The organism is Pseudomonas sp. OTU5201 (genome assembly GCF_038440135.1).
Classification (GTDB): domain Bacteria; phylum Pseudomonadota; class Gammaproteobacteria; order Pseudomonadales; family Pseudomonadaceae; genus Metapseudomonas; species Metapseudomonas resinovorans.
The window spans coordinates 104,339-127,396 of record NZ_JASATC010000014.1; the positions used below are offsets into that span (position 1 = coordinate 104,339).

The window sequence follows — 23,058 nt, forward strand, 5'->3', positions numbered from 1 at the left end:
GGGAGCGTTGGCGTGTGCCGCTCAGTCACGGTGCGACTGGCTGCTGCCTCGACGAAAGCTATCGACGGATTTCCACCTTGTAGAAGTAATCTTCGATGGTGAGGCGGCGCCGATCAGACGTTACGGCGTCGGCGATTGCATTTTTCTGCCGTACACAATGCCGACAGTTCTGCGTCCGGCTATCCGACATCTCAGCTCCGTCGTTTCAAGTACGTCAGGTTGGTTTTAGCTCTGCCAACGGCTTGTACATTTCAATTGTCAGAAGCCGGTCGCGGATCAGACTCTTACCTTGCCATGCAAAGTTCGGCTTGAGACTCCCGCCAAGATGAAAGTCACGTTCCAACGCTGCCGCAAAACCGATTTCATCCAGTGCGTTCAAGGTGCCGTCAGCACTCGGTAGGGTGGCCAGTTTCAGCCAGCCTCCGCTAAACGGGCTCCCGCCTAGCCGGCAGGCCAAGTAGGCCAGACAGTCCACGATGTCCGAATGCTCGGGGAAGATAAACCAGATGTTGGGTGTGAAGTCCCTGCGGGTACAGGCCAAGTCATAGAGTTCAAAGGCATTGGCCAGAGCTGACTTGGACTGCCCCCCTACCCGGAGGTACAACGAAGCGAACGGTTTCCCCTCGTGCATCACGACAAAAGGTGGCGAGACATATTCCCGCGCCTTGGTTTGCTTGAAGATCTCTCCGCCCGGTGCGCCGAAAAATGCTGGGCCGGCTTGACGTACAGCCTCCGTGCAATTGCGCTCGTGGGTGGCGGCTTTTCGCCTGACGCTCTCGCGAATGACTTTGGCCTGGGCCACGGGGTTCTGTTCTGTGAGTTGCGCATGGAGCGTTTCGAGCTCGGCCAGCGAGACCTGGTTGTCAATGACGGCAACCAGCTTGTCCTGGGCTATCTCCGGGGCAATTCGCGCGATCTTGGCCAGTACCTCCACTTGCACATAGCTGCACTGAACCTGTTCCATTGCGAGTGTCGGAACCTGGCTGTCCAGAAAGCGCCCAGCCTTGATCAATCGGGAGAACGACTGTTCCTTAATGCCGGCCTCCTGGGCGTGCTGCCGGATGACCTCGGTCTGACCGGTGCCAGCCAGAATGGCGGCCGACAACGCCGCCTCGGCTGCCCGATAGGCGCCGAACCAGGCCGTATTTACCTTCCGTCCCACGAAGCTTCCCCACCCAGGGCGTCTGCTCACGACGCCCTGTCAATATATGCGAATTGTTGGTGAACGATAAATTATCTTGACGGCAGGGGCAAGGAGACCTATATGATTTAAATGGTTAACAACCATCAAAAAGGAATGCTTGATGAAACGCAGTACGGTAGCGGAATCGGTGGCTCGGGATGTTTCGAGACGGGTCAAGCGTGGCACCCGGTGCCACGTCTACGGCTCGGCCAAGAATCCGGGTCTGACGATCGCTGCAGAGAGTTTCCTGGAACGGGATATTGGTTATCTCTTGGAGCTGGATCCTCGCGTCCATAGCTACCGTGAGCAGCCGTTCACCTTGGAGCTGGTGACGGGCGAGCGTCTCCCCTCCCGCAAGCACTTCGTGACTCGCACGGGCCTGAAGCCGAGTTTTTACACCCCCGATTTTCTCTGCGGTCTCGCGGGCGGTGTCGAGCTGGTGCTCGAGGTCAAGAGCCAGGTCGGGTTGGCGCAAGAGCAGGTGAGGTTGCAGGAGGCGGCGTGCCTTCTGCAGCGACTGGGCATGCGGCTCGTGATTCTGACCGAGGCGCAGCTCACGCCCGCGCTGGTGGTGAATGCCAAGTATCTCAAGGCTGCCACCGCGCCGTATCTGCAAGACCGCCTGGAGCCGGTGCTCGAGGCGTTGAACCAAGCGGCCGCCGAACGTGCCTGCTGGACGTCTGGCGAGCTCGCTCAAACCACCCACCTGGGTCTGTTTGGCGTTGCCGTCGCGGTCGTACGCGGCATCTTCAGCGCAGATCTTACGGAAGATCTGTTTGCCCCCGATACGCCATTGCGGGCTGGACTGGGTGACCTGTCTCACCTGGAGGTACTGCCGCTATGAGCAATCACATCCAAGCCTTCAAAGTCGATTCGCTGTTTCGTGCCGGCAACACCCTGCTGCGAATCACCGCCATCAAGCCCCAGCACAACCAAATCATCCTCGAAGGCAAACTGGGCGACAGCCATGTCTATCCGATCGACGACTTCCACAACCAGGTCGCCCGCGGAGAACTGATCCCGCTGTTCACCGACAGTGAAGCGGTTACCCAGGTGTCGGGCCGCCTTCGGACTTTGACCCGCACCGAAAAACAAGCGCTCGACGCTCGGCTGCCCATCTTGAGCGAAGTGAACCAGCTTCGCGCACAGGGCGTTGCGTGGGGGGAGATTGAGCAGAAAGTTCGGCAGACGACTGGTCGCGCCTCGCCGAGCATGCGCACGCTGCAGCGCTGGAATAAATCGATGCAGCCCGGCCCCTTCCCGGAGTTGGCCGCACCGCGCTTTTCTCGGCGCGGTCGGCGCAGTTATGACCTCTCGGATCAGCAGCGTGAGGTGCTCTTCGAGGAGTTGCAGCGTTGGTATCTCTCGACGGATCGCTTCTCCACTCGCCGTATCACGGATGCGGTCAACACCCGCTTACGGGAGGTTTCTGAGGCAAGGCAGTTGTCGTGTCGTGGGGTATCCCGGCGCACCGTCGCGCGCCTGATCCGTAAGTTCGCATTGGCCGATTATGAGCAGGGTCGCCTGGACTCTCGAACCATGCGTCAGGCCATGCGCGCGGCCATCGAGTATCTGGAGGTTGAACGACCGTATGAGCGTGTCGAGTTGGATGCGACACCGCTCAAAGTGCTGGTGGTTGACGACAAAGGTGAGCCATTAGGATCGCCCACCCTTTACCTCATGATTGATTGCGCGTCGGCAGCGGCTGTTGGATTTGGCCTAAGCATTCAGCCGGAGAATCAGATTGAGTTATTGCAAGTGCTACAGTCCGCGTTTGCACCGAAAGACCAAGTCTTCATGCAGAAGTACGGCCTTGAGCGCACGCTACCTGCGCCCAGCATGTTTTGTAGCTTGGTCGTGGATAACGCGGCGGCGCATCACGCCGATGCCATGATGCTCGCCGCGCGGTATTTGGGAGCGACCGCGGAATATGCTCAGGCGGAGACTCCGCAGCAGAAACCCTTTGTGGAACGGTATTTCCAGACGCTGGAGACCGGCCTGATTGCAATGCTGGCCGGGGCCAAAGTCTCCCAGGAGCCTTTGGAGCCAGACCCCCTCGGTCGAGCGATGCGCGAGGCTTGCTACACGCTGCCGGAACTGGAGCGCGCCATTGTCCAGTGGTTGGCGGACGTTTACATGGATACCCCGAACCCGCGTTTGACCCGCCGATTTGGCGAGCCGTGCTCGCCTCGGCGGGCGATGCAGCTGCTGTGCGAGAAGTACCCGCGCATTCCCCCGCCGACGCCGGAAGCGTTCGAAAAGGCCTGCATGCAGTTCCAGATCAAGCGGGTGAATCTGACCAACCAAGGCGTGCATTACAGTACATTCGTCTTCAACAGCCCGGCACTGCAGGAGTTGTTCCGGGCTTTGCCACCACATTCGAAGGTGGAGCTCCGCAGCTTCCCCCTGGATGTGTCGCGCGTCTATGTCGTCGATCCGCGCGACGGTAAGAGTACCGTCCTTGCTGACAACAAGTTGCGCGGCCTGCCGCCGATGAGCTTTGCCGACGCGAAGCTGATTCGCCAACGCTTCTACAAGTCGGACTATGACCTCAGTGCCGAGAACTATATGCAGTCCTACGTGCGCATCATGCGCGAGGTTGACCAGAAGAACCGCTCGAGGAAGGTCGCAACACGCCGACAAGGTGCGCGTGCAGCAGACAAGCAACAACGCGCACAGCAACTGCAACGGCAGAACGCAGCACCGCTAGATGAGCCGCTCGCCGATGTCGAGGTCACGATGCCGGTTGTGGTGCAGGTGGTGACCCGCAAGAAGGAGGCTCAACCATGATGCAGGTTTCGGCAGAGAAACTGCTGCTGCATCCGAGGTTCTCGGGCGCTCTTGAGCGCGCCCGCCAAGTGATTCTGCGTGGTCAGAAGGGGGAGGCGCTGATCCTCCCCCTCTTCGGCCCCTCCCGCGTGGGCAAAACTGAACTGATCAAAATGCTGATGCAGGATCACCCACGATCCACCCTGGAGGGGCGGTGCATGATCCCGGTGCTGCGGGTCACGACCCCAGTCAATCCGACGCGCCGATCCTTGCCCGAGGCGCTGTTAGCCACTCTGGATCCGCGCAAATATGGCCGCAGCTCGGCTGAGCAGCTAACCGCACGTGCCCGTGGTTTGCTCGAGTTGGCGGATACACGAGTGATCATCTTCGATGAAATCCAACACTTCGTGGAACGCTCATCGAAGTCCGCTGCCCGTGAGGCGGCCGACTGGCTGAAAGTCTTGGGTGAGGAGATGCGCCTGACCATCCTCATGGTCGGCTTGCCCATTGCCGAGGAGATCTTGAACCGTAACGAGCAGCTCCGTTATCGCGCAGAGGCGCCCTTTTGGTTCTACCCCTACAACTGGAACGAACCGACAGAACGGGCCGCATTTCAGGGAACTCTCACGGCTTTGTGTAACGTACTGGCTCAGGCTGGCTGGCAGATTCCCGACGCCCATTGTCCCGACTTCGTGCGACGTGCTTACGCGGCGAGTCTGGGACGCATTGGCATGCTGATTAAATTGTTCGTCTCGGCCGAGGCGGCCAGCAAGGCTGCACGCCTGGATACACCGTTGCTGTTTCGGGCTTACGCCGAAAGCATTGGCACGAAGTTAATCGCCGACAACCCTTTCGACCCTGATGCTGTGCTGGATGACAGTGTGTTGGTGCAGGGGTACGTGAAGCTATTGGACGAGGCGCATATGCCGGTGCCGAGCAGTCAACGTCGGCGGGCTTCGTCCAAGTCGGCATCCGCGGTGGAGGCGAGGCTATGACCTTGCTCGTAATCCTGACACCTGCCATTCAAGAGGCGTTGAACGGTTATTTCCTGCGCCTCGCCCAGGCAAACCTCGTGGGATCGGTGGCCGACCTGCTCAAAGCAGTGGGGCTCAGCCCCCGCCAAGCGTACACCTCGGCTCAATTGGCAATCATTGCCGAGGAGTTCGGTTTGGATGAGCAGGAGCTAGCTGCACGCAATCCAGCTGCCGGTCATCTCAATCCGCTGTTGAATCTGCGCTTTCAGCGCGCCACCAAGTGTCCGGTGTGTCCGCAATGCCTGGCGGAGGCGCCGAATCTGAACCAAGCCTGGGCACACGACCTGGTGACGGCCTGCCCCGCGCACGGCGTCCGTTTAATTGATGAATGCCCCAATTGTACGGAGCCTGTCACCTTATCGCGTACCGGTCTCAACGGCTGTGACGGCTGTGGCTTTGCACTGTCCGACGTCCCGGTTGTACCGGCCGATGAGGCCGAGCTGGCGATATCGGCCCTGATGGCGTCGGTGGAGCATGGCGCGCGTGGCAGATTACCGGGGAGCTTGGGCACGGGTGCGGCCCCCGGCTCCATCGGGGAATTTTTGACCTTTCTGGCCGCCCATGTGCGCGCCGACGCTCCCGCCAAGCCACGAAAAGCGGCGCGCCCGACGAGCCTCGGGGAGTCCCGCGCGCTGATTGAGCGGCTGTGGTCAGTCTTGGGCCACTGGCCCATGGCCCTGGAACAGTTAGTGGTGACGCGATTGCAGGAGGGCGGGGGGCCAGGCCTGACAAAACGATTGGGCAGCTGGTACGGCATGCTGCATCGCGAGTTCGCCGATTCGGCATACAGTTTCTTCCGCGATGCACTGATCTCCATAGTCGTGCAGCACTTCGATGGCCATATCAATCTGCGCCTACGGACGCTGAGCCCCGAGCAGCAGCAAGGCAAAAGCTGGCTATCGTCGGCCGAGGCGGCGCGTCTGTTGGGCGTCGGTGACCAGATCCTCGCCGCCCAGGTGGTAAATGGAGCAATTCCCGGGCGTGTCCATACCGTCGGGAGCAGTCGATTTGTCTCGCTTGAACGAAGCGTGGTGGAGCAATTGGACGCCGCCCGCAGGGCTCACCTCTCGGCGACCGATGCGCGGAAACGGCTGGGGGTGTCGAAGGTGTTCTTCGAGCGCTTTATTCAAGCCGGCGGCTTGACGCGTTTGGCGAAAGTCGATCGTCCCGTCCTGGTGGCGGGTGAATATCGCCTTGCGGATGTCGACACGGTCATTGGCCAACTCCACCAACAATTGCGCCCCAGGCCGATTCCGGTCGAGCGCTCCGTGGGCATCCAGGACATCTCGGCCCGACGCGGGGTGTCAAATGACCGCATCACCGGGATCTTGCAGGACATCCTGCACGGCGTGATTTCACCGGTTGCGGTGATCGCAGGTATGCCTGGTATCGCCGGCTTGCGCTTCGACTGGCGTGAGATTCAGGCTCGGCTGATCAACGAGTGGCGCGAACCCAGCTTGCTGATCACCGAGCTGGTGCGACTCAGCGGTTGGAAGCATGAATGCATCAAAGCATGGATTGCCGGCGGCTTCCTGCACACCAGCCAGGAAACGCGCGGCCGCCGCCAGGAGACGGTGATTCCGTTGTCGTCGCTGATTCAGTTTATGTCGCGCTACGCCGTGCTGGCTGATCTGGCGCGGCGCGCAGGCAGCAAATCCAACTGGATCCTGCAGTCGCTGAAGCCCGCTGGCATTCGGGAGGCCCTGGCGCCACAGACTGGCACCGGTGCGCGGCGCGGTGTCCTGCTGAGTGTCGACGACCTACTGTCAGGCGCTCAGTTACGTCAGCCGCTACGTTTCGCGGAAATCGTGGAGGCGTTTTGTGTGAAAGACGAAGAGCCTGCTTGATCTGGTGTGGCGATGCCGTCGACTACTGCGTGTGAAGCAGGGCGTGGGCGGCGACCGTAGGTCACCTGATCCCAGCACCGGCCAGACGGCGTTGCTCGCTCTCATCGAAGAGGTGGAGCCATGACAACCAAGGCACTGCACCGAGTACTCCAAGACCCCGACCTGTTGCTGGCCATGACGGCCTTCCTGGCCGATGTCCGGATTGAAGATGGTCGCGCCACAGGACGCGTCTTCGCCGACGTGCTGGAGCGCTTTGCCGAGGGTATGCGCATTCGCACGGGGCGCATTGCTCAGGTTCGGCGGCTGAACGGCTATTGGACTATCCGGACGGTGAATTACAGCCAGTACCTGATCGTCAGTTTCGATCCAGCAGATGGTTTGGCGACCTTTGCGAATTACGCATGGTTGCTGTTCAGCGAGGCCCATCCGGCGCCTTCCACCTTGCAGTAGGCCTACGCAGGAGGTCGATATGCGCGCTATCTCACTCACGTTTGAGCTCACCGAAGGCGACCAAGGCACGCTTCTGTTCCTGGGAGTGCAGGCCCGTGCGGTGAGCCAGCTTCTGTATCCAGGTGATGAGCTGAACATCCAGCGCGCCGCTGAACTTATTGGGCGCCTTGCCGCGCAGCTGATGCAGCCGACGGAAAGTCGGCTGTTGGCCGAGCGGGCGCAAGTGGTTCGTCGCCTGCACGCAGAGCTTGGGCGTGCGGCCCTCGTTTTGGCGAGTCGGGCTGAACGGGAACGCCTTTTCGGGGCGGTGTACCCGATCGTCGCCGGCGATCCATATGCGCACAAGTGCCTGACGGAGCTATGTCTCGACCCGCAACAGGACGGGCTCAACGGTGCGCCAGATGAGCGAGAACGGTGATGGACATCGTCGAGTTCTTGTCGAAAATAGCCGAGGTGTTCTATGGCAAAGGCGAGTCGTTGCCGGGCTGCGCCCTCACGGAGGCGGAAGCGATCGCATGGGTGCAGCAGCAGTTTCCGCACAAGCCTTATTGCTTGGTACGGGACTGGCGGTGGCTCGACCTACAGTTGGATGGCGCAGCGCTTGAGGAGGTTGAACGCTCGGGTCGTCGACCGGCGCTGATCTTCGCTGAAACGATCGTGTTTGACAGCCGTGCGCGCTTTCGGCCCGGGCACTGGGTTCGCACCACACTGCTGGTTTCGTACACGGAGGGCGGTCTTTTCGAGACGCGAAATACGGTCTACGTGCTGCTCGGTGCGGGCTGCCGGCTGAGTGCCGATTCAACCATCGTGGCCAGTCTTTTTCAGTGAGGTGGAGGTGACACGTGGCAATCGTCACAGAGGACTGTCCTCCCGACATCCATTGCAACGTGTGCGGCGGCACCACCCGGGTGCCTGGCCATGGGCTGCAGTACGGGACGCTCCAGGCGCACTGGGGGCATGGGGCGACGCATGACGGTGAGCGCTACGAAGTGCATCTCTGCGAGCGCTGCTTCTTCATGGCATTAGCAGCCCTACGCCAAGAACATCGGATCCAGCATCTTTTCGATGACGACGGGCCACGCCCGGCAGGCGACCATGAGTTTGGCTTGGTGGGCCGAGATGATTGCTCGGGCGAGCGATGACGCTGCTGGTCGCGCGATGGGATAGGTGATAGGCGTTTTCCAGAGCCCGCAATTTGGTTTACAGCCCGGTCAGGAGCTGTAGTCGAAGGAGCGGAAAATGCCCTCGCGACTAGGCGGAATAGCCCTCATCCAGTTGCGCCAAGCGTTCTTGAACCGTAGTGAACCCGGGGGTTGTCGCAGCCGCTTCGAGCGGCGTCCGGTCGCAGAATGCAGACTGGCGTTTGCTCAGCCAAAGGGTCGCCTTGGTCGGATCCGCGAACACCTTTTCGGCCAGGAGGAGGAGCGTGCTGACGCGATAGAGGCGATCGCTTTCGTCGCGCGACAGACGTTGTCCCTTCGCATGCCTCTGTCGCAGTGTCCGCGCGGTGATGATGCCTGCGCTAACGGCGCTGATGCCATAGCGGCGAGCCAGGTGCTCGACAGCCTCGAGTGGGGCGCCGGTTCGTACCAGGCTATCCAACCGATCACCTGAGGATCCGCCCATGAGTATTAGCAGTTCGGACTCTGTCGAAATCGTCATGCCCCACTCCGTCGTTTGCCGGTGTACTGGGCAGTATGAGGCGAACGGGCGAATGCTTCACTGCCCACTCGCTCCGAAAACGCGGCTTCGGTTGCAGGAGAGGCATGACACAGGCCATCAGCCTCGACCGCCGCCAGGCTGGGGTGATGTCAGCCAAAACGAGGTGTTTTGATATGCGCATTCACTTGCTGTCCGACCTGCACAACGAGTTTGGGGTCTTCCAGCCTGCGGCATTCGAGGCCGATGTCGTCATCTTGGCGGGTGACATCGACACCGGCGAACGCGGCATCCCGTGGGCCCGGCAAGCCTTCGCGTGTCCGGTGTTGTACGTGCCCGGCAATCATGAGTTCTACCGGGGGCACTTGGCCAAAACCCTGCTCAAGCTGCGCCAGGCAAGTTGTCCGCGCGTGCGCATGTTGGATCGCGACGAGGTCACCATCGACTCTGTGCGCTTTCTCGGCGCGACGATGTGGACGGACTTCGCGGCGACGGGCAATGCCCCGGTGGCCTCCGAATATGCCCAGTCGGTTATGAATGACTTTCGGCAGATTCGCACGGACAACTACCGACGTCTCCGTCCTAGCGACCTGGTTTGGGAGTCGGTGACCACTCGTGATTGGCTGCGCGCCCGCTTGGCCGCGCCCCACGACGGGCCGACCGTGGTCGTGACCCATCACGCCCCTACCCTGCGCTCGCTGCAGGACAACCCCCATGCTGGCACGCACCTCGACGCCGCTTTTGCGAACCGTTGGGACGACCTGATGGGGGATCCCATCGTGTTGTGGGTACATGGTCATGTGCACATGGCAATCGATTTCGACGTGGCCGGAACCCGGGTAGTGTGCAACCCGCGCGGCTATCCGGGCGAAGTTACTGGTTTTGATCCTGGACTGATCCTCCAGGTCTAGTCGGCAGCCAGCCCTGCAACCGGTCTCGATCCCGGAGTGCATGCGTCGGTCAATGGTTGTGCGCTCGCGGGCGTCACGTCTCCTTGAGGCTGCCGCGGTCGCACTGTAGCTGCCCACCGCCCCTCCGCCGGCGGGCCTCACTCAATTGGGATACTGCAGCGATGAACACTAGCAGGCCTCAACTCAGCGGCCACGAGGTCGCCCAACTGCTCCGAGATGCTCTCCTCGGAAAAGTCGAGGTACGCCTAGCGACGCCAGGCATGACGTGGCGCGGTGCCTATTGCGGGATCGTGGAGTTTCGTATTGAGGGGTGGTTAGTCGCGTTTTTCAATGACTGCGCAAGCCTCGACTACTGCGAGTACGCGCATGCGCCCGATGGGCGAGCGGGCACCTTTGAGTCCTGGGATGAGGCCGGCGAGGAGCCCATCGCTCTGCTGACCGATGCGGAGCAGTTCGCGCTCGCGACCCTGCTCGACGCCATTGAATAGTTGCTCCACTGCGCCCGGCTGGCGGGAGGCACTCAGAACCCTCTTCGACTCGAGATGCTCAATCGTGGTCTACAGATAATATTAGTTTGTGTGATTTTCTGTAGAGAGATCAATGCAGAAAGCCTCGAGGAGATCTACGTCGACAAAATCCTGGCGTTTGCCTTACGCCAGGGGCGGATCAAGAGCCGTGATCTATGGGATTTGACTTGGTTGAGGCAGCGTTCCATTGAGCCGGCCTTGGAGCTGTTATCCAATAAGCTGCAAGACCACAACGTCGCGGTGGACGACTTTCTGCGGAAGGGGGCTGAGCGCGTGAACGCGGTTCTCACCGAACGGCCAGTAAAAGTGGACTTTCGCAACGAGATGCGGCGATTTCTTCCTGCTGAAATGGTTGCCCAAACTGTCGATAACGAGCGCTTTTGGGACTACCTCGCAAACGAGATTGATCTGTTGGTGAGACGCGCGGAAAGTAGCTTGATCAACAGCAAAGAGTCCGACGATTCAGACGATTCAGATAGATTCGTGATGTGAAGTCTTGGGCTACATTCGCCCACTATTAGGAAAAAGCTGAAACCTCACTGGAAGCGGCTTCGTGAGCGTATCTCTGAGGTTCAGGGGGCGTAGGCCTATTCCCTCGCCAGGTGACGGGCATCAGAGCTCACGGCTTCCATGATGGATACGAGCTCTTCCAGCAGATCGGCATGGTGGTGATGCAGGTAACCCGCGATGGCCTCGTTACGTAGCACTCGCGCCAGGTACCCCTTGGCAACCACCAAGACCAGCATGGTCTCTCCCAGCGTGTCCTCCACTTGCTTGTAGTCCTGCTGGAGGTTCTCCATCTCCCGCTCCATGCGGGCGATGTCGACAGGGCTGATTTCGCCGGTTGGTTTCCTCTTCTTTTCCACGAGCATTTCTGGCCGCGTCGCGGCCAACACCATGCGTGCGTAGTTGTGCGTGAAACAGTTGGCCGAGATCATCATCTCGGCAGTTTCGATCTGCCGCATGGGCTTCATCCTCCGCAGCACCCGAAACACGTCATGGGCAACCATCTTGACCTTAAACATCTCAACGACTTCGGGGGCTATGCCGTCCAACAGATTCTGGCGCGCATGGATGCGATCTACATTAACCCCCAGTACCTGGGCGATGCGAGCGGGCTCAATCCCCTTCTTCAGCGCCGCCAGGATCATTTTGTGTTCTTGAATCGGGGTTAGTCGATTGATCTGGCGGTTGTAGGTGAACCCCTCGTCGTCCGTCGAAATCAGGCATAACGCCTCAGTTCCACCCAGGGTTTTCAGGGCCTCAAGGCGAAGGTGGCCATCCAAAAGGATGTACGAGGACACACCATCAGTCATGACCGGCTGAGGATGCACCGCCAAGGGTTCAATCACTCCCAGCTCCCGGATTGAGGTGAGGATGGTCGAGAACTTCTTGCTGTCGTGAATCCCTTTGTCGAGCTTACGGGTGGGCAGGATCCGCTCCAGCGGAACGGCGATGACCCGTTGTTCGAACGCCTGCTTGACCTGGCCCATTACGAAATCTCCCCGTGGATGCGGTCTGCCAGCGGCTTGGGCATATCCAGGAATTCCTCGGTACGTAGCAGCGTGCAAAAGTAGTCATCGGCCAGGAGTTTGCGCATGGCCGTGACGATGATGAGCAGTCTTTGCTCATTGATGTCGGCCTTCTTGATCATGACCTTTTGCCGGCGGACTTCGGCCTGGTAGGCATTCAGCAGCTTCTGCGGAGTGGTCAGGCGCTCTGCGTTTGTTTGCTGGCCATAGCGTTTGCCCAAGGCTTTGCGTCGGTCGATAAGTCGACGAACCCGGATCAACTGATCCCCCTTCAGCGCGCCGGATTCATATGCCTCGACCATCGCTTGCTGGAGCTCACTGTCATTCGAGCGAGCGATTTCGGTCGCTACCGTTATGGGTAGCCAGCCCTTCTCTACGGCGGCGATCAACCGCTCCTCTCCATTGCGCAAGAGCAGGAGAATGCCGTTGATGTAGCTAACGTCGAGGCAAGTTTTGCTCGCGATTTGCCGATTGGAGTAGCCGCGATCTGACAGCACCTGAATCGAGTACAACAGATCCCGGTTGGAGTGTTTTCTTCGCGCCAGATTCTCCACCAGACTGATGAGAAACCGATCTGCTTCGCTGGCGCTTACGACGATGCAGGGAATTTTGGTTTCGCCTAGCGCTTGCAGCGCTTCAAAACGGCCCTGGCCACACACGATTTCAAAGGTTTCAGCGAGGCCGTCGGCGGTGGGCGTTACAGTGATGGGTCGCTTGAGCCCAATGGCGGCAATGTTTTCCACCAGCTTGGCGAAGATTTGCTTGTTGCGCGCTCGTGGATTGAGCACGCGGATTCGCTCCAGGGGAATCAGACGGATCGCGGACTCCTCGGCGACGTGCAGCGGCGCTTTGCGATGGGTGGGGATTGCCGTCATGCTGCCCTCCGGTAAGCCACGCGGCGCGACAGCTCCGCCAGGATGTCCAGGGTGTCGAAGCGGTAAATCTCCAAGCTCGAGGGATTACTTTCGGCCAGGCGCAGGCGTGGGGTGGTCATTTCGACCGTGGGCAGGATGTAGTAGTCCAGGGCGGACTCCTCCCCTTCGGCCATCCGCACCGCAATGCTGATGTCCGGCCCCAGGCCCAAGTCGATGCGAATCATCCAGCGCTTGGTGCCGGCCAGCGAGACCTGGCAACGGCATAGCACGAGCGAGATCAGCAGCTCGTGGTTGACCGTCATCAGGTCGGTGGTCGGATCGACGATCACCCCACCCCCCACTTCGGCAATCTTCGTGATCGTTTGTTGAAGGAGCACCGGGTGCATCTGGCGAAGGCGCCGGTTGGCTTCTATGTATTGGTAGTCGCGGTCAGGGGTGTAGCCGATCAGTGCGTAGCAACGAAGCAAACTGCCGAACCGATGCTGGTACGCACTACTCGAGGGGCTCTTCTCGGACTCATCGATGAGCAGCCCGGACAGGTAGCCATGGCGCTGGTAAATCTGCTTTAGCACCCCGAGCATCTCGTCGTCGGGCATGCGGTAGGAGCGTGCCTGGATGATCTCCTGGGCGGCGCGGAACAGGATGGCGTTCACTATCGGGTCAAAGACCCCGTCCGCCCGAACCCAATGTTCCGGGCTATTGCGCATGCGTTGCTGCTTGAGCTTGAACGAGCTGCGATTCCAGACGTTGTTCCCGATGTACTTTTCATTGATCAGTACCTGGTGAACCGTGCCCCTCGTCCAAGGCCGGCAGTGGTCAGTGACTACACCGCGAGCATTCAACCAGTCCGCGATTTCGCGTTCGCTCCTGCCCTCCTCGACGAACAGCCGATAGATCCACTGAACGGCCTCGACTTCCTCCTTGGGCCCGGGCACCAGAATCACGCGGTCAGTCTGAATGCTCTTGTGTTCGCCCTGACCCAACTGGTACTTGTGCAACCCCGCAGCGTCGATCAGCTGACGCCTCAGACCAAATCCGGCGGGGCCCCCTTGCCGGTACCCCAACTCGATCAGTCGGGACTGCCCGGCGAACACCTTCACCGACAGTTCCCGGCTGTATTCCCCCGCCATCATCCGCTTCACACTCTTTATGATGTTGGAGACCGGCGAACCATCATTGCTGAACTGCTCGGCGCAGTACTGAACCGAAACCCCGGCCTGACGGCAGCGCACTTCGTAGCTGGCGCTCAGGTCAGGATCCTGGAAGCGCCCCCAGCGGCTCACGTCATACACCAGGATGGTCGAGTAATGGGCTCGCCCGTTCTCGACGTCATCGAACAGCTGCTTCAGCGCATCACGCCCCTCCAGACGCAGACCGCTTTTGCCAGCATCGGTATAGACCTTGACGATCTCCAAGGCGTGAGTCGCGGCATACAGGCGAATCGTGTCCAGCTGGTTCTCGGTCGAGTACTGCTGGTGTTCCGTGGACATCCGCACATACGCCGCGGCCAACGTCGTGTTACCTGCGGGTTGATCTGCACCGGAGCCAACGAGTGTTCGCATCGGCATTTGCCCCAGCCTGGTGAACCTCTACCCAGCGCAACTGAAAGAGTGGTCATGGGCCGCTAGCCGCTGGAATGGTTCTAAAAAGGTAGAAGACAAGGGACGGAAAAATGTTGACGAAAACGGGCAAAACTTTTCTCGAGGCGGAGCAATACGCGCTCCACATCGCCAAGGCTTTGCGCACGGAACTCGGGACGACGCACCAAGCCACGAAGACGCTGATGCGTTGGACGAACGCGAAGGAGCGCACGGTCAAGAATTGGCTTGCCGGAACCAGCGGGCCGCGCGGCGAGCATCTGGTGGCCTTGGTCAAGCACTCCGACCTGGCACTGTCGGCATTTCTACTTCTGGCCGAGCGGCCTCACGCCGTAACAGCATCGGAGCTGCCTCTGCTAAGGCAAAAGCTTCAGGCTGCCATCGCGGGAATCGATGCCATTCTTCACCCGAGGGAAATTGAGCCGTAGCGTGTTAGCACGTTCGAGTCCGGCGTCGCTGTGCCCCAGCGGGCCATCGCCGAACGAGCGCGCCATGTCCATCATGATGTGGCCCTGGCGCGCGCCCATACGATTGCACGAAGCTTGGGTAGCTGTACCAGGGGCCGGTCTCAGCATGGTCGCCAAAACCACTGGAAATTGCCGCAGCGGCGCCGGTCAGCGAGCCCCTTGGCGGCCAAACATCGGCCGTTGCCGCAGCCAAAGATGGTCTTCAATGGCCTGAACGACCGGCCCCGGTGTATCTGCCGTCAAGCGCCACGCGTGCAGTTCCAGGCTACCCGGCAACGCCGTCGGCAGCCAATGGCACAACTGCAAGGCATAGGTGCGTTGATAGCCATAACCCAGGTGCTGTTTGACCCGCTCCAGCAAGGCCTTCGAGCTGCCGACATACAGCGTGACCGACGGCGCTTGCTGGCGTGCATAGGCCCGCTGACCGCGCTGACTGCTTTTGGCCTCGGCAAAGGCGTCGTGCAGCACCGGCACCAAGGCCTGGTCGGTAATCGAGAACTGGTACAGGTACGGCGTGGTCGACTTGCCTCGACCCGCCCACTGCTCAAGAGCCTGCAAGGCCTGCTCAGGATAACCGTGGTGGAACGTGGCCAGCGGCATGCTGACGTGGTGACTGGCGGCAATACGGGCGCCGCGCACGGCCGTGGCTTGGGCCTGCAGGTCGTCGGCGATCAGGTTCAAGACGGTGTCATCGAGCATCGAAGGTCTCCTCGGCGCAGCGTGGTGAAAACGGGTGGGCAAACAAATGGCGGCCGGACAGCCGCGCCGGGGTTACGGTTTCGTCCGCGGCGCCGGCGTATGCGCGGCCAGGAAGGCCTGGGCTTTGTCCGGGTCGATCTCCAGCGCTTTGACGCTGCGGCTGAACAACCCCGGGTATAGCTTGCTGCAGCGGCTGAACACCCCGGTGGCGACCAGGGCGTCGACCACCTCGGTGGTCACTTGCATGGTGTTGCGGTAGCTGTCGGACTGTAGAAACTGCGTGCGCACCAGCGGATCCAGGGTGCAGCGCTGCTGTTCCGGCAGGAAGCGATCGAGGGTTTGCGCCCGGGAGTTGATGGCCATGTGCACGTCCAGGGTGCCGTCTGCAATGCCGGCCAGCCAGAGCTGAATCAACTGCACCACGTCCAGCTTGGCGTCGGAACCGCCATGGGGCAGGTTGACATAGCGCCCATCGGCCGAGAGCAACGGCGCGCTGATCGGCACCGTGCCGTGTCCGTTGAGCAGTTGCCGGTACTGGTCGATCGGCAGCACGGCGAACAGCGGGGTGCCATCGGCAGCATGGAGGTACTGAACAGTCATGGTTTTGCTCCTTTGTTTTGTTTAATTTATCATTATTTTTCTTTATTTAAAGTTTATTTTTGAGAAAACCGTAGAGTCGAACCGCGCTGCGCATAACCCATTTTGGGTTCAATCGCTGACTGTTTCTGGGCCGGCCGGCCCCTGGGAGCGCTGCATGTGGAAGACGCTTGACCGTGAAACGCTGCTGGCCGAGGTCTGGGCCGAACCGTTGCAGACCGTGGCGCCGCGTTATGGCCTGTCCGACGTCGGTCTGAAGAAGCTGTGCGCGCGCCTGCAGCTGCCCACACCGGGCCGAGGGTACTGGGCCAAGCTGAAAGCCGGCAAGCGAGTGCCCAGCCCACCGACGCTCAAACCGTTCACTGGCAACCCCCGCTATCTCCACCGCAATGTCCCTGAGCGCCCGGCTGAGCCGGATCTAACCTGGGAGCCCCGGCTGCAGGCGATCCTGATGCATGAGCGTGATCCCGCCAACCATATCCTGGTGGCCGGGCGCTTGAGCCGTCCGCATTTTCTGATTCGCCAATGGCGAGCCGCCCTCAAAGAGCCTTTTATTGATCGCCGAGGGTTTCCTCTGCCCAGTACGCGCGCCCTGGATGTGCGGGTCTCTGAAGGAATGCAGGCGCGTGCCGGCCGGCTGATGGATGCGTTGATCAAGGCGGCGGAGCAGCGTGGATATCGGATTGAGGTGCAGGATCAGCACACCCAGCTGGAGGTGCTGGGTGTGCACCTGGATCTGCAGCTGTATGAGGACAGTGTGCGGCGACCGTATGAGCCCACGCGTCGCCAACGTGCGCAGCTGGCGCGGGGTGAGCCGGTGTACCTGCCGCAGTGGCAGTTCGTGCCCACCGGTAAGCTGACCTTGCAAGCGGCGCATGGCTTTGCCGGCCGTATTGCCGACTCAGCCCGAGCACTTATCGAAGAGCAGCTCAATGCCTTGATGGTCATGATGGGCCGCTGGGCGGTGAAGACGCTGGTCGAGCGCGAAGCGCGGGAGCGCCTGGCGGCCGAGCGGCGCGCGCAGCGTGAGGCCGCACTGGCGCAGCAGGCCTTACAAGACGCCGAGCGTCAGCGGTTACGGCAGCTGGAAATCCAAGCGCGGAACTGGCGGCGTGCGGTGTTGATCCGTGACTACATTGCGGCGGCGGAGCTGCAACAGGGGGACGTGTCGGTCGAGCAGCGACAGTACCTGGCGTGGGCAAGGGCCAAGGCGGACTGGTTAGATCCGTTAGTGCGTGCGCCGGATGAGCTGTTGGATCTGCGCATCGAGATTCCACGGCAGGATGCCTGGTAACTGGCAGGAACGCCTAGATCCGCTCCTGCGGCCATTCATCTAAGCGTTGTAGGGCATTGGCCCAGGGCAGCCTGCGCGCGTTAGCGCGCATGCGTTGATAGGCTGTGCGCGCTTGCTCGATGGAGATGATGTTGCAATGGATCATCTCTTCCACCAGCCAAATGGTACCCCTGACCACCACTTCTTCTCGTTCGGCGACCCTGCGCAGGGCTTGGTCACCGGAGAGCAAAGGACAGTTTCTCTGCTTGGCCAGCGCCAGGGCGAAGCAGTCATTACGGCTAGGCCCATTCACACGTTGGATCAGCTCAAAGGCATACATCATCGCTTGGGGTTGCAGCTCTCCGAGGAGCAGCCCCATGCCCGGCAAATGGGCATGCTGAGCTTCTAGCTCCTCAGCAAAGAGGATGTCAGGCACGCTGAACTGGTAGGGGAGCTGGAAGAGCAGCTCGAGCAGCTCCCCCTCCTCTAGGTCAATCAGGATATTGGCATCACTGATTAACAGCTGCATCCAGCGACTCCAGCTTGCGAGCTTGGTGGAACTGGAACACCGAGATGCCTAGCAGCTCAGCAGCTTTGGATTCGCCGACGATGCCTTCGCCCAGGGCCCGGTATACCAACTGCTGGAACAGCAGAGTGCTTTCCGGGCGATATGGGTCGCCAGGCTCCTGCTTTCGCCATCCCTTAGTGGAAAACACCATGAAGAGGCGATGCCGAACATTGTCAGGAATGATCCCCAAGTCCGCTGCACGATAGAGGCAGCTTTGCATGCTCAAGCCGTACTCAAGCTTCAGCAGATAGAGCTCCCGCACTTCCAGCATGGTGCGCTTGGCACCGAGCTGCTGGCGCATCGCACTGGCTGGCAGCAGAAGAGCGGAAGCGAAGCGATGGCAGGCTTTCTCTTCATCCAGCCCCTCACCCAGGCGTTCGTGCAGCAATAAATGCCCAAGCTCATGCGCTAGCGTGAAGCGCTGCCGATCCCCTGGCCAGTTGGCAGAAACCACAATCACAGGCTTATCCGCGACAGTGGCTTGGAGTCCATCGAATTTTGCCTGCACGTCGACTTGGGTGATGATCACCAAGATGCCGTGTGATTCCAGGACGTCAATGAGGTCGGGGATTGGGTTGAGCCCCAGGTTCCACGCCGTTCGGACGTGGTCGGCGACCTCATCAATCTGATCCATCGATTGGATGTGGGCTGGCAGCCCCTCAGGCGCAGAAAATTGCTGCAGAGGGAAGTTTGGCCATAGGTTGGCCAGTTCCTGCCAACGCTCGGCCTGATCCAGGACATCGGCTTCGATTCGTTTGAGTGTGCTTGCAGGGGTACTGGAGCGCTTGCGGTATTCCACACCTTTGAGCTCGACCTTAAAAGGTCGGAAGAAATACTCAGTGCGTACCGCAAGGGCTTTGCTCAGGCCCAGTAGGATGCTTGAGCCGGGCATGCTTTCGTCATGCTCGTACTTCTTGATCATGTTGGCGCTCACGCCAACCTGCTGTCCAAGCTCTTGCATCGACAGGCCAGCAGCAGCGCGTGCTCGCTTCAGGCGCTCACCTATCATTGTGCATTCCCCAGGTTTATAAATTTTATGAAAACTACAAAAGTGTAAACCGATGAAGCGATTTCGTCGAGGTGGGTCGGCAGGGGCTAGCGATCAGTCATCCGGCAGGACTGGGCCGATGTATGCGCCTCGAAGGGTTGTCCGATCAAAGGTAAAAACATGCGCATGTGGGCTCTCAATGCACCGTCCCACCAAAGGAAGTCGCTGATCGGGCCTGCCGGGTACAAGCTCGATCTCCCCACCACACATCGGGCAGTCAGCGTTGTAGCGCACCAGTCGAGTCCAGCGAGCTTTGCGCTGGCCGTACATTTCTAGCTCGCAGGGATCTTCAAAAAGGGCAGGTACCCAATTCGGAGCTTTTACGATGCGCTCGTCGACGAGGCGAAACCACGGCTCGTACAAGGACTTCCAACCAAACCAGAAACCTGCGAAGGCAAGGATCAATAGGATCAGGCTGCCTGCTGTCAGGGGTTGGTTTGAAACACCGAGGCCGAGCAGGATCATCGCTAAACACAGTGCCCAGCAGATAGTTCCGATGATGATGCCCAGCAACATCGTGATCCCTCTGGGGCTCATATTTCTGAACTCGCCATCCTTCATTAACCAGCGCACCAGTGAAGAGGGTTTGACGGCTCCTTTCTCAGTGCGCCGGTAGGTAACTGACTTTCGAGGGGGGCTTTGATGCGTGCTGCTGTCCGCCTCTTCGGTGGTTTCAGTGGATAACTCCAGCCAGTACAGGCTGCGATTGCCTCGACCGAGTCCCTTTTTGTAGCCCAGTACAATGTGAGGATCGGGTAATGACTGTTGAGCTCGCTCGAGTGCAGCGCGTAGGGCGACTTCTCGTGGTACCCAATCCTTTGCCTCTTGATCGCGTTCATGAGCAGGGGCCGCTCCAGCTTGAAGCGCTCCAGCCTCGAATGTCAGTTTCTGATTAGCCTCGGGGCTGCGCGACAGCCCCTGATCGGCCATGAAGGCGAGGACGTCATATGCGCGGCCTTGGGCATGGCATTCCACCAGTGCGTGTTTGAGTTGGAGTAATGCCTGGTTCATCTGCTCTTCCCTGAATGCTGAGCGCTTGTTTTAACACCTGCGAAAAGGTGGAAAAACTGTTTTCCCCGGTTTGGGGGCGGTTTGGCTCAGCGTAGTTGGGGACTCTGGAGACCTACTTCAATCCAGAGGAAACCGCGATGTCGATGAGTATTGCGCTGACCGAGTGTGGACAAATCATTTCAATCCATGACGCGAACAGTGGTTTGGCGTGTGGCTGCACCTGTTTGCAATGTGGGGAGCAGGTCGTTGGTCGTAAGGGCGCAATACGCGCCCATCACTTTGCTCACCACGCCCACAAAAAGAGCTGCTGGATTCAGCCAGAGAGCCTACTTCATAAATTCGGGAAACAGGTCATACGGGAAGCGATGGGGCTTCAGCTTCCTCCTATGCCGGGACATGAGCCCTTGTCTGAAGACACAAGCAGTTGGTGGGACTTCCAGTCTGTTGCAGAGGAGGTATCGATGGGTGAATTACGTCCCGACCTCTTCGTACAGCTGCCGGATGGGCCGCTCCTGATTGAAATTGCAGTCACGTCGTTTATTGATGAGGAGAAACTGGCGCGGATCAAGCAGTTGGGCATTCGCACCGTCGAGATCGATTTGAGCGGTTTGGTCGTAACGCCCTCATCTGATGGTTTGCTGGAGATAAAAAGAGCCATCCTGCATGACGCGACCTTAAAGCAGTGGCTTTACCCGCTCCCGGAAATCCTTGTTGGTGGCGATACGTTGCTGCCTGTTGATAGCGGCGTTCAGCAGAAGTCCCGCGTGCACTTGCCTGAACGGCAGCGGTTCACGATTCAGGGCTTCTGGGTCGATCTGCGGGTGCTTGAGTTTGGCTCTGTGGTGGTGCGCTCAGTGGCGTATAGTCCAGCTATCGCTGAGCTGCTCAAGCGACTGTCGCGACGATACGCAGGTCGCTATGTGGCCCAGTACAAGAATTGGATGTTTCCTGCGTGGACAAGGTCTGCGCTTCAGGATGAGCTTGAGGCGCTAGCTGATGGTGATAGCTCTGGTTTGAGTCGAGCGGTTGATCCGTCTTCGCAGGAGCTCGAAGCGTCTTTCACGACTCATAACCAGCCGGATGTGAATGGTTACCTCGATGCGCGGATCATTCTCCGGCAATACCGGACAGGGTTTGCTCCGGCATCTCTGCCTCACGGTAACTTCAAGGCACGGCACTATGGCATAGGGTTGGACTGTGATGCGCTGGAGGATTTCTTCCGGGCCAGTGGCGTTGAGCTTCTAGGGGTTGAGGTGATTCGGACAGCTGGTACGGCTGATTTCGTTTACGTATTGCGTCGATGATTTGATCGCCCCTGCTTGGAGGTATTAATGAAAACAGGGGGCGATCACTCGGGTGAAAGCTCTCGCAGAGCAGGCCATTTCAATGAGAAGTGCAAATGGTCTGGCTCTACGCAATTTGCTGGCGGATCCTATTCATCTCTGACTGCTCGGATTCTGTGAGGTATCCCGGCGTGAAGTGAATGGGGTCGCTCCAAACGATCATGCCTGTTGAGGGGCGACGCATGACGTTTGTGATGTTGCAATCCACAGCCCCATCATCTTCAGGTAGATACTGAGCTGCCTGAATCAGGGTGTTGAGCAAAGGAGCGAACTCGAGTTGGCTGCTAGCAGCCTGACTGCATTTTTCGAGGAATTGAGCCCGATGCTTATGCTCTACCAGCTCGCCATCTGTCAGCTCTGTGAATAGCTCGGCCAGCCGAGCGCCCTCGGTGCTTGTGGGGTCTACAGGCTGAAGCCATTCAACCTGCGCTAGCCAGTAAAACTCATCTTCCCAATACGCATCATCGGCTGGTGCCAGCGGCCCGAAGTCCTGAATAACTCTGACAACGTGTGGATTGCCCTTGGCGGATTGCTCGGAAAGAAAGCAGTGGCCTCTTCCGTCGGTGGTTAGACGATAGAGCTGGCCGTCACGCTGAAAAAGCATGGCTGAGGAGCCATGGGTAAAGTATTCGGCTGAACGGAGTGGCTCTTGTGCCATCACATGGTCAAAATACGGCCCGCTGAAGAGGTTGCTCATAGTGCTGCGCCTGGATCCAAAAATGGGTTTCCTCTCGTCAGAGTCCGCCTAGCCGAGCTATCCGGTCTTCTGTTTCGAGTATCGCGGTGTTAAGGAGAGCTTCTCGATCCTTGAACCTTTGCACCCGGCAATGCTGAGGGCGCTCACAGTTGCTGCCGTCAGTCGAGCAGCTACTGCAAACCAAGCTCAGAGCGTCTTGAGTTTGTTCCTCGGCCGTCGTGAGCAGTTTTCGGAACCCCCAGAGCTTGATCGACAACAGTGCCCACATTGGCAAATTTAAGAGTGTGCGCATCAGCGCCACCCTTGAGCTGCAATGCTGGATACTTTGGCGCACAGCTGAGTTCGTGCAGCGTCCAGTACCTGCGCATTGGTTTTTGCAGATAGGTGTTCACGGGCTTTGTTGCCCAGAAAGTAACTGATGCGTTCAGCGTTAGCGCCTGAAGGATGGGGAAGGCCTGCGAGAACCTGCTCAGGCTTGAGCAGGCCTTGGCGTTGTAGATGCTCAAGGGCCTCGGCCACTTTGGGCCCAAGGGGAACGTAGAGGCAGTTATTGCCCAGTGCTTTTACCTCCTCGGCAAGATGTGTCTCGACCTGCTCTCGCATCGATTTCTGCTTGAGCATTGAGGGACTGCCGCTGTAGTTCTCACCATTGATGAAAACTGGATAGCGCAGTGCAGAGGTGTAATGCACGAGGTGTGTGTGCGTATCGAATAGCCGGGCACAGCTATCAATCCCGAGCAGTTTCGGGATGCCAATGTGATCAAGCATGGCAATCAGGTTGTTACGCATTGGCCCAGAAAAACTCGCGGTTTCCTTGGCTTTTCTTCTGGCCTCTTCAATGGACGCTCCAGCTCTTAGCTGTCTGCGTGCCTCGCTCAGTGCGTTCACCGCTTGCTGGTGACCTGGTGTGATGCCGCAGATAGTGATCCGGGCTTTAGTGTTGATGTAGTCGAAGGGGGCGTAGAAGGTC

Annotated in this window: 25 protein-coding genes; 13 read left to right on the plus strand and 12 right to left on the minus strand. The window is 59.4% G+C overall.

The window, feature by feature from the left end; translation table 11 throughout:
- Positions 1-214: 214 nt before the first annotated feature.
- Complete coding sequence (locus AAHM40_RS11290) at positions 215-1,162, minus strand: hypothetical protein (protein WP_342244718.1); 948 nt, start codon at positions 1,160-1,162, stop codon at positions 215-217.
- 142 nt (positions 1,163-1,304) lie between these two features.
- Here AAHM40_RS11290 and AAHM40_RS11295 point away from each other — a divergent pair, with 142 nt between their 5' ends.
- The 7 genes from AAHM40_RS11295 (at position 1,305) to AAHM40_RS11325 (ending at position 8,111) form a co-directional block, all read left to right on the plus strand.
- Positions 1,305-2,027, plus strand: a complete 723-nt coding sequence (locus AAHM40_RS11295; RefSeq protein ID WP_342244719.1) for a hypothetical protein — start codon at positions 1,305-1,307, stop codon at positions 2,025-2,027.
- Positions 2,024-3,973, plus strand: a complete 1,950-nt coding sequence (locus AAHM40_RS11300) for a hypothetical protein (RefSeq protein WP_342244720.1) — start codon at positions 2,024-2,026, stop codon at positions 3,971-3,973. Before AAHM40_RS11295 ends, AAHM40_RS11300 begins: the two co-directional genes overlap by 4 nt.
- On the plus strand, positions 3,970-4,947 hold the full coding sequence (locus tag AAHM40_RS11305; RefSeq protein WP_342244721.1) for a TniB family NTP-binding protein: 978 nt from the start codon (positions 3,970-3,972) through the stop codon (positions 4,945-4,947). The genes AAHM40_RS11300 and AAHM40_RS11305 overlap by 4 nt, the downstream gene beginning before the upstream one ends.
- Positions 4,944-6,833 carry a TniQ family protein gene (locus AAHM40_RS11310; RefSeq protein ID WP_342244722.1) on the plus strand — a complete coding sequence of 630 codons (1,890 nt, stop codon included), beginning with the start codon at positions 4,944-4,946 and terminating at the stop codon, positions 6,831-6,833. The genes AAHM40_RS11305 and AAHM40_RS11310 overlap by 4 nt, the downstream gene beginning before the upstream one ends.
- 120 nt (positions 6,834-6,953) lie before the next feature.
- Positions 6,954-7,283 (plus strand): hypothetical protein, encoded by a 330-nt coding sequence (locus AAHM40_RS11315; protein WP_342244723.1) that lies wholly within the window; start codon positions 6,954-6,956, stop codon positions 7,281-7,283.
- A 19-nt stretch (positions 7,284-7,302) separates the two neighbouring features.
- Positions 7,303-7,701 (plus strand): hypothetical protein, encoded by a 399-nt coding sequence (locus AAHM40_RS11320; RefSeq protein ID WP_342244724.1) that lies wholly within the window; start codon positions 7,303-7,305, stop codon positions 7,699-7,701.
- Positions 7,701-8,111, plus strand: a complete 411-nt coding sequence (locus AAHM40_RS11325) for a DUF6957 family protein (RefSeq protein WP_342244725.1) — start codon at positions 7,701-7,703, stop codon at positions 8,109-8,111. The genes AAHM40_RS11320 and AAHM40_RS11325 overlap by 1 nt, the downstream gene beginning before the upstream one ends.
- 423 nt (positions 8,112-8,534) lie before the next feature.
- On the opposite strand, the gene AAHM40_RS11335 is transcribed toward AAHM40_RS11325, so the two are convergent.
- Positions 8,535-8,945 carry an antitoxin Xre-like helix-turn-helix domain-containing protein gene (locus AAHM40_RS11335; RefSeq protein WP_342244726.1) on the minus strand — a complete coding sequence of 137 codons (411 nt, stop codon included), beginning with the start codon at positions 8,943-8,945 and terminating at the stop codon, positions 8,535-8,537.
- Between the two features lie 173 nt (positions 8,946-9,118).
- Here AAHM40_RS11335 and AAHM40_RS11340 point away from each other — a divergent pair, with 173 nt between their 5' ends.
- The 3 genes from AAHM40_RS11340 to AAHM40_RS11350 all read left to right on the plus strand — a co-directional run bounded on the left by AAHM40_RS11340 (position 9,119) and on the right by AAHM40_RS11350 (position 10,872).
- On the plus strand, positions 9,119-9,853 hold the full coding sequence (locus tag AAHM40_RS11340; protein ID WP_342244746.1) for a metallophosphoesterase: 735 nt from the start codon (positions 9,119-9,121) through the stop codon (positions 9,851-9,853).
- Between the two features lie 161 nt (positions 9,854-10,014).
- Positions 10,015-10,341, plus strand: coding sequence for a DUF7693 family protein (locus tag AAHM40_RS11345; protein ID WP_446731562.1), 327 nt, complete (start codon positions 10,015-10,017; stop codon positions 10,339-10,341).
- A 54-nt stretch (positions 10,342-10,395) separates the two neighbouring features.
- Entirely contained in the window at positions 10,396-10,872 is a 477-nt protein-coding gene (locus AAHM40_RS11350) for a nucleotidyl transferase AbiEii/AbiGii toxin family protein (RefSeq protein WP_342244728.1), read from the plus strand.
- 95 nt (positions 10,873-10,967) lie between these two features.
- Here AAHM40_RS11350 and AAHM40_RS11355 read toward each other — a convergent pair whose 3' ends face one another.
- The 3 genes from AAHM40_RS11355 to AAHM40_RS11365 are packed head-to-tail and all read right to left on the minus strand — an operon-like array spanning position 10,968 to position 14,349.
- Positions 10,968-11,873 (minus strand): plasmid partitioning protein RepB C-terminal domain-containing protein, encoded by a 906-nt coding sequence (locus AAHM40_RS11355; RefSeq protein ID WP_342244729.1) that lies wholly within the window; start codon positions 11,871-11,873, stop codon positions 10,968-10,970.
- Positions 11,873-12,787: a ParB/RepB/Spo0J family partition protein gene (locus AAHM40_RS11360; protein WP_342244730.1), complete on the minus strand. Its 915-nt coding sequence runs from the start codon at positions 12,785-12,787 to the stop codon at positions 11,873-11,875. The genes AAHM40_RS11355 and AAHM40_RS11360 overlap by 1 nt, the downstream gene beginning before the upstream one ends.
- A complete protein-coding gene (locus AAHM40_RS11365) occupies positions 12,784-14,349 on the minus strand; it encodes a recombinase family protein (protein ID WP_342244731.1) in 1,566 nt (521 codons plus the stop codon). The genes AAHM40_RS11360 and AAHM40_RS11365 overlap by 4 nt, the downstream gene beginning before the upstream one ends.
- 110 nt (positions 14,350-14,459) lie before the next feature.
- Here AAHM40_RS11365 and AAHM40_RS11370 point away from each other — a divergent pair, with 110 nt between their 5' ends.
- The gene (locus AAHM40_RS11370) at positions 14,460-14,813 is read left to right on the plus strand and encodes a hypothetical protein (protein ID WP_342244732.1); all 354 of its coding nucleotides are present in this window, start codon (positions 14,460-14,462) and stop codon (positions 14,811-14,813) included.
- 186 nt (positions 14,814-14,999) lie between these two features.
- Here the strand turns inward: AAHM40_RS11370 and AAHM40_RS11375 are convergent, their stop codons facing one another.
- Together AAHM40_RS11375 and AAHM40_RS11380 are read right to left on the minus strand one after the other, a co-directional pair.
- Positions 15,000-15,551: a GIY-YIG nuclease family protein gene (locus AAHM40_RS11375; protein ID WP_342244733.1), complete on the minus strand. Its 552-nt coding sequence runs from the start codon at positions 15,549-15,551 to the stop codon at positions 15,000-15,002.
- A 72-nt stretch (positions 15,552-15,623) separates the two neighbouring features.
- The gene (locus tag AAHM40_RS11380; protein WP_342244734.1) at positions 15,624-16,151 is read right to left on the minus strand and encodes a hypothetical protein; all 528 of its coding nucleotides are present in this window, start codon (positions 16,149-16,151) and stop codon (positions 15,624-15,626) included.
- Positions 16,152-16,305: 154 nt separating this feature from the next.
- Between AAHM40_RS11380 and AAHM40_RS11385 the strand changes: the two genes are divergently transcribed.
- On the plus strand, positions 16,306-17,442 hold the full coding sequence (locus AAHM40_RS11385; protein ID WP_342244735.1) for a hypothetical protein: 1,137 nt from the start codon (positions 16,306-16,308) through the stop codon (positions 17,440-17,442).
- 13 nt (positions 17,443-17,455) lie between these two features.
- Here AAHM40_RS11385 and AAHM40_RS11390 read toward each other — a convergent pair whose 3' ends face one another.
- The 3 genes from AAHM40_RS11390 to AAHM40_RS11400 form a co-directional block, all read right to left on the minus strand.
- A complete protein-coding gene (locus tag AAHM40_RS11390; RefSeq protein ID WP_342244736.1) occupies positions 17,456-17,950 on the minus strand; it encodes a PIN domain-containing protein in 495 nt (164 codons plus the stop codon).
- Positions 17,931-18,998 (minus strand): ImmA/IrrE family metallo-endopeptidase, encoded by a 1,068-nt coding sequence (locus AAHM40_RS11395; RefSeq protein WP_342244737.1) that lies wholly within the window; start codon positions 18,996-18,998, stop codon positions 17,931-17,933. Before AAHM40_RS11395 ends, AAHM40_RS11390 begins: the two co-directional genes overlap by 20 nt.
- Positions 18,999-19,091: 93 nt before the next feature.
- On the minus strand, positions 19,092-20,048 hold the full coding sequence (locus AAHM40_RS11400; RefSeq protein WP_342244738.1) for a hypothetical protein: 957 nt from the start codon (positions 20,046-20,048) through the stop codon (positions 19,092-19,094).
- Positions 20,049-20,185: 137 nt separating this feature from the next.
- Between AAHM40_RS11400 and AAHM40_RS11405 the strand changes: the two genes are divergently transcribed.
- The gene (locus tag AAHM40_RS11405; RefSeq protein WP_342244739.1) at positions 20,186-21,352 is read left to right on the plus strand and encodes a competence protein CoiA family protein; all 1,167 of its coding nucleotides are present in this window, start codon (positions 20,186-20,188) and stop codon (positions 21,350-21,352) included.
- A gap of 106 nt (positions 21,353-21,458) precedes the next feature.
- On the opposite strand, the gene AAHM40_RS11410 is transcribed toward AAHM40_RS11405, so the two are convergent.
- Positions 21,459-22,088, minus strand: a complete 630-nt coding sequence (locus AAHM40_RS11410) for a hypothetical protein (protein ID WP_342244740.1) — start codon at positions 22,086-22,088, stop codon at positions 21,459-21,461.
- Between the two features lie 291 nt (positions 22,089-22,379).
- A partial coding sequence (locus tag AAHM40_RS11415) for a hypothetical protein (protein ID WP_342244741.1) occupies positions 22,380-23,058 on the minus strand: 679 nt, incomplete at its 5' end.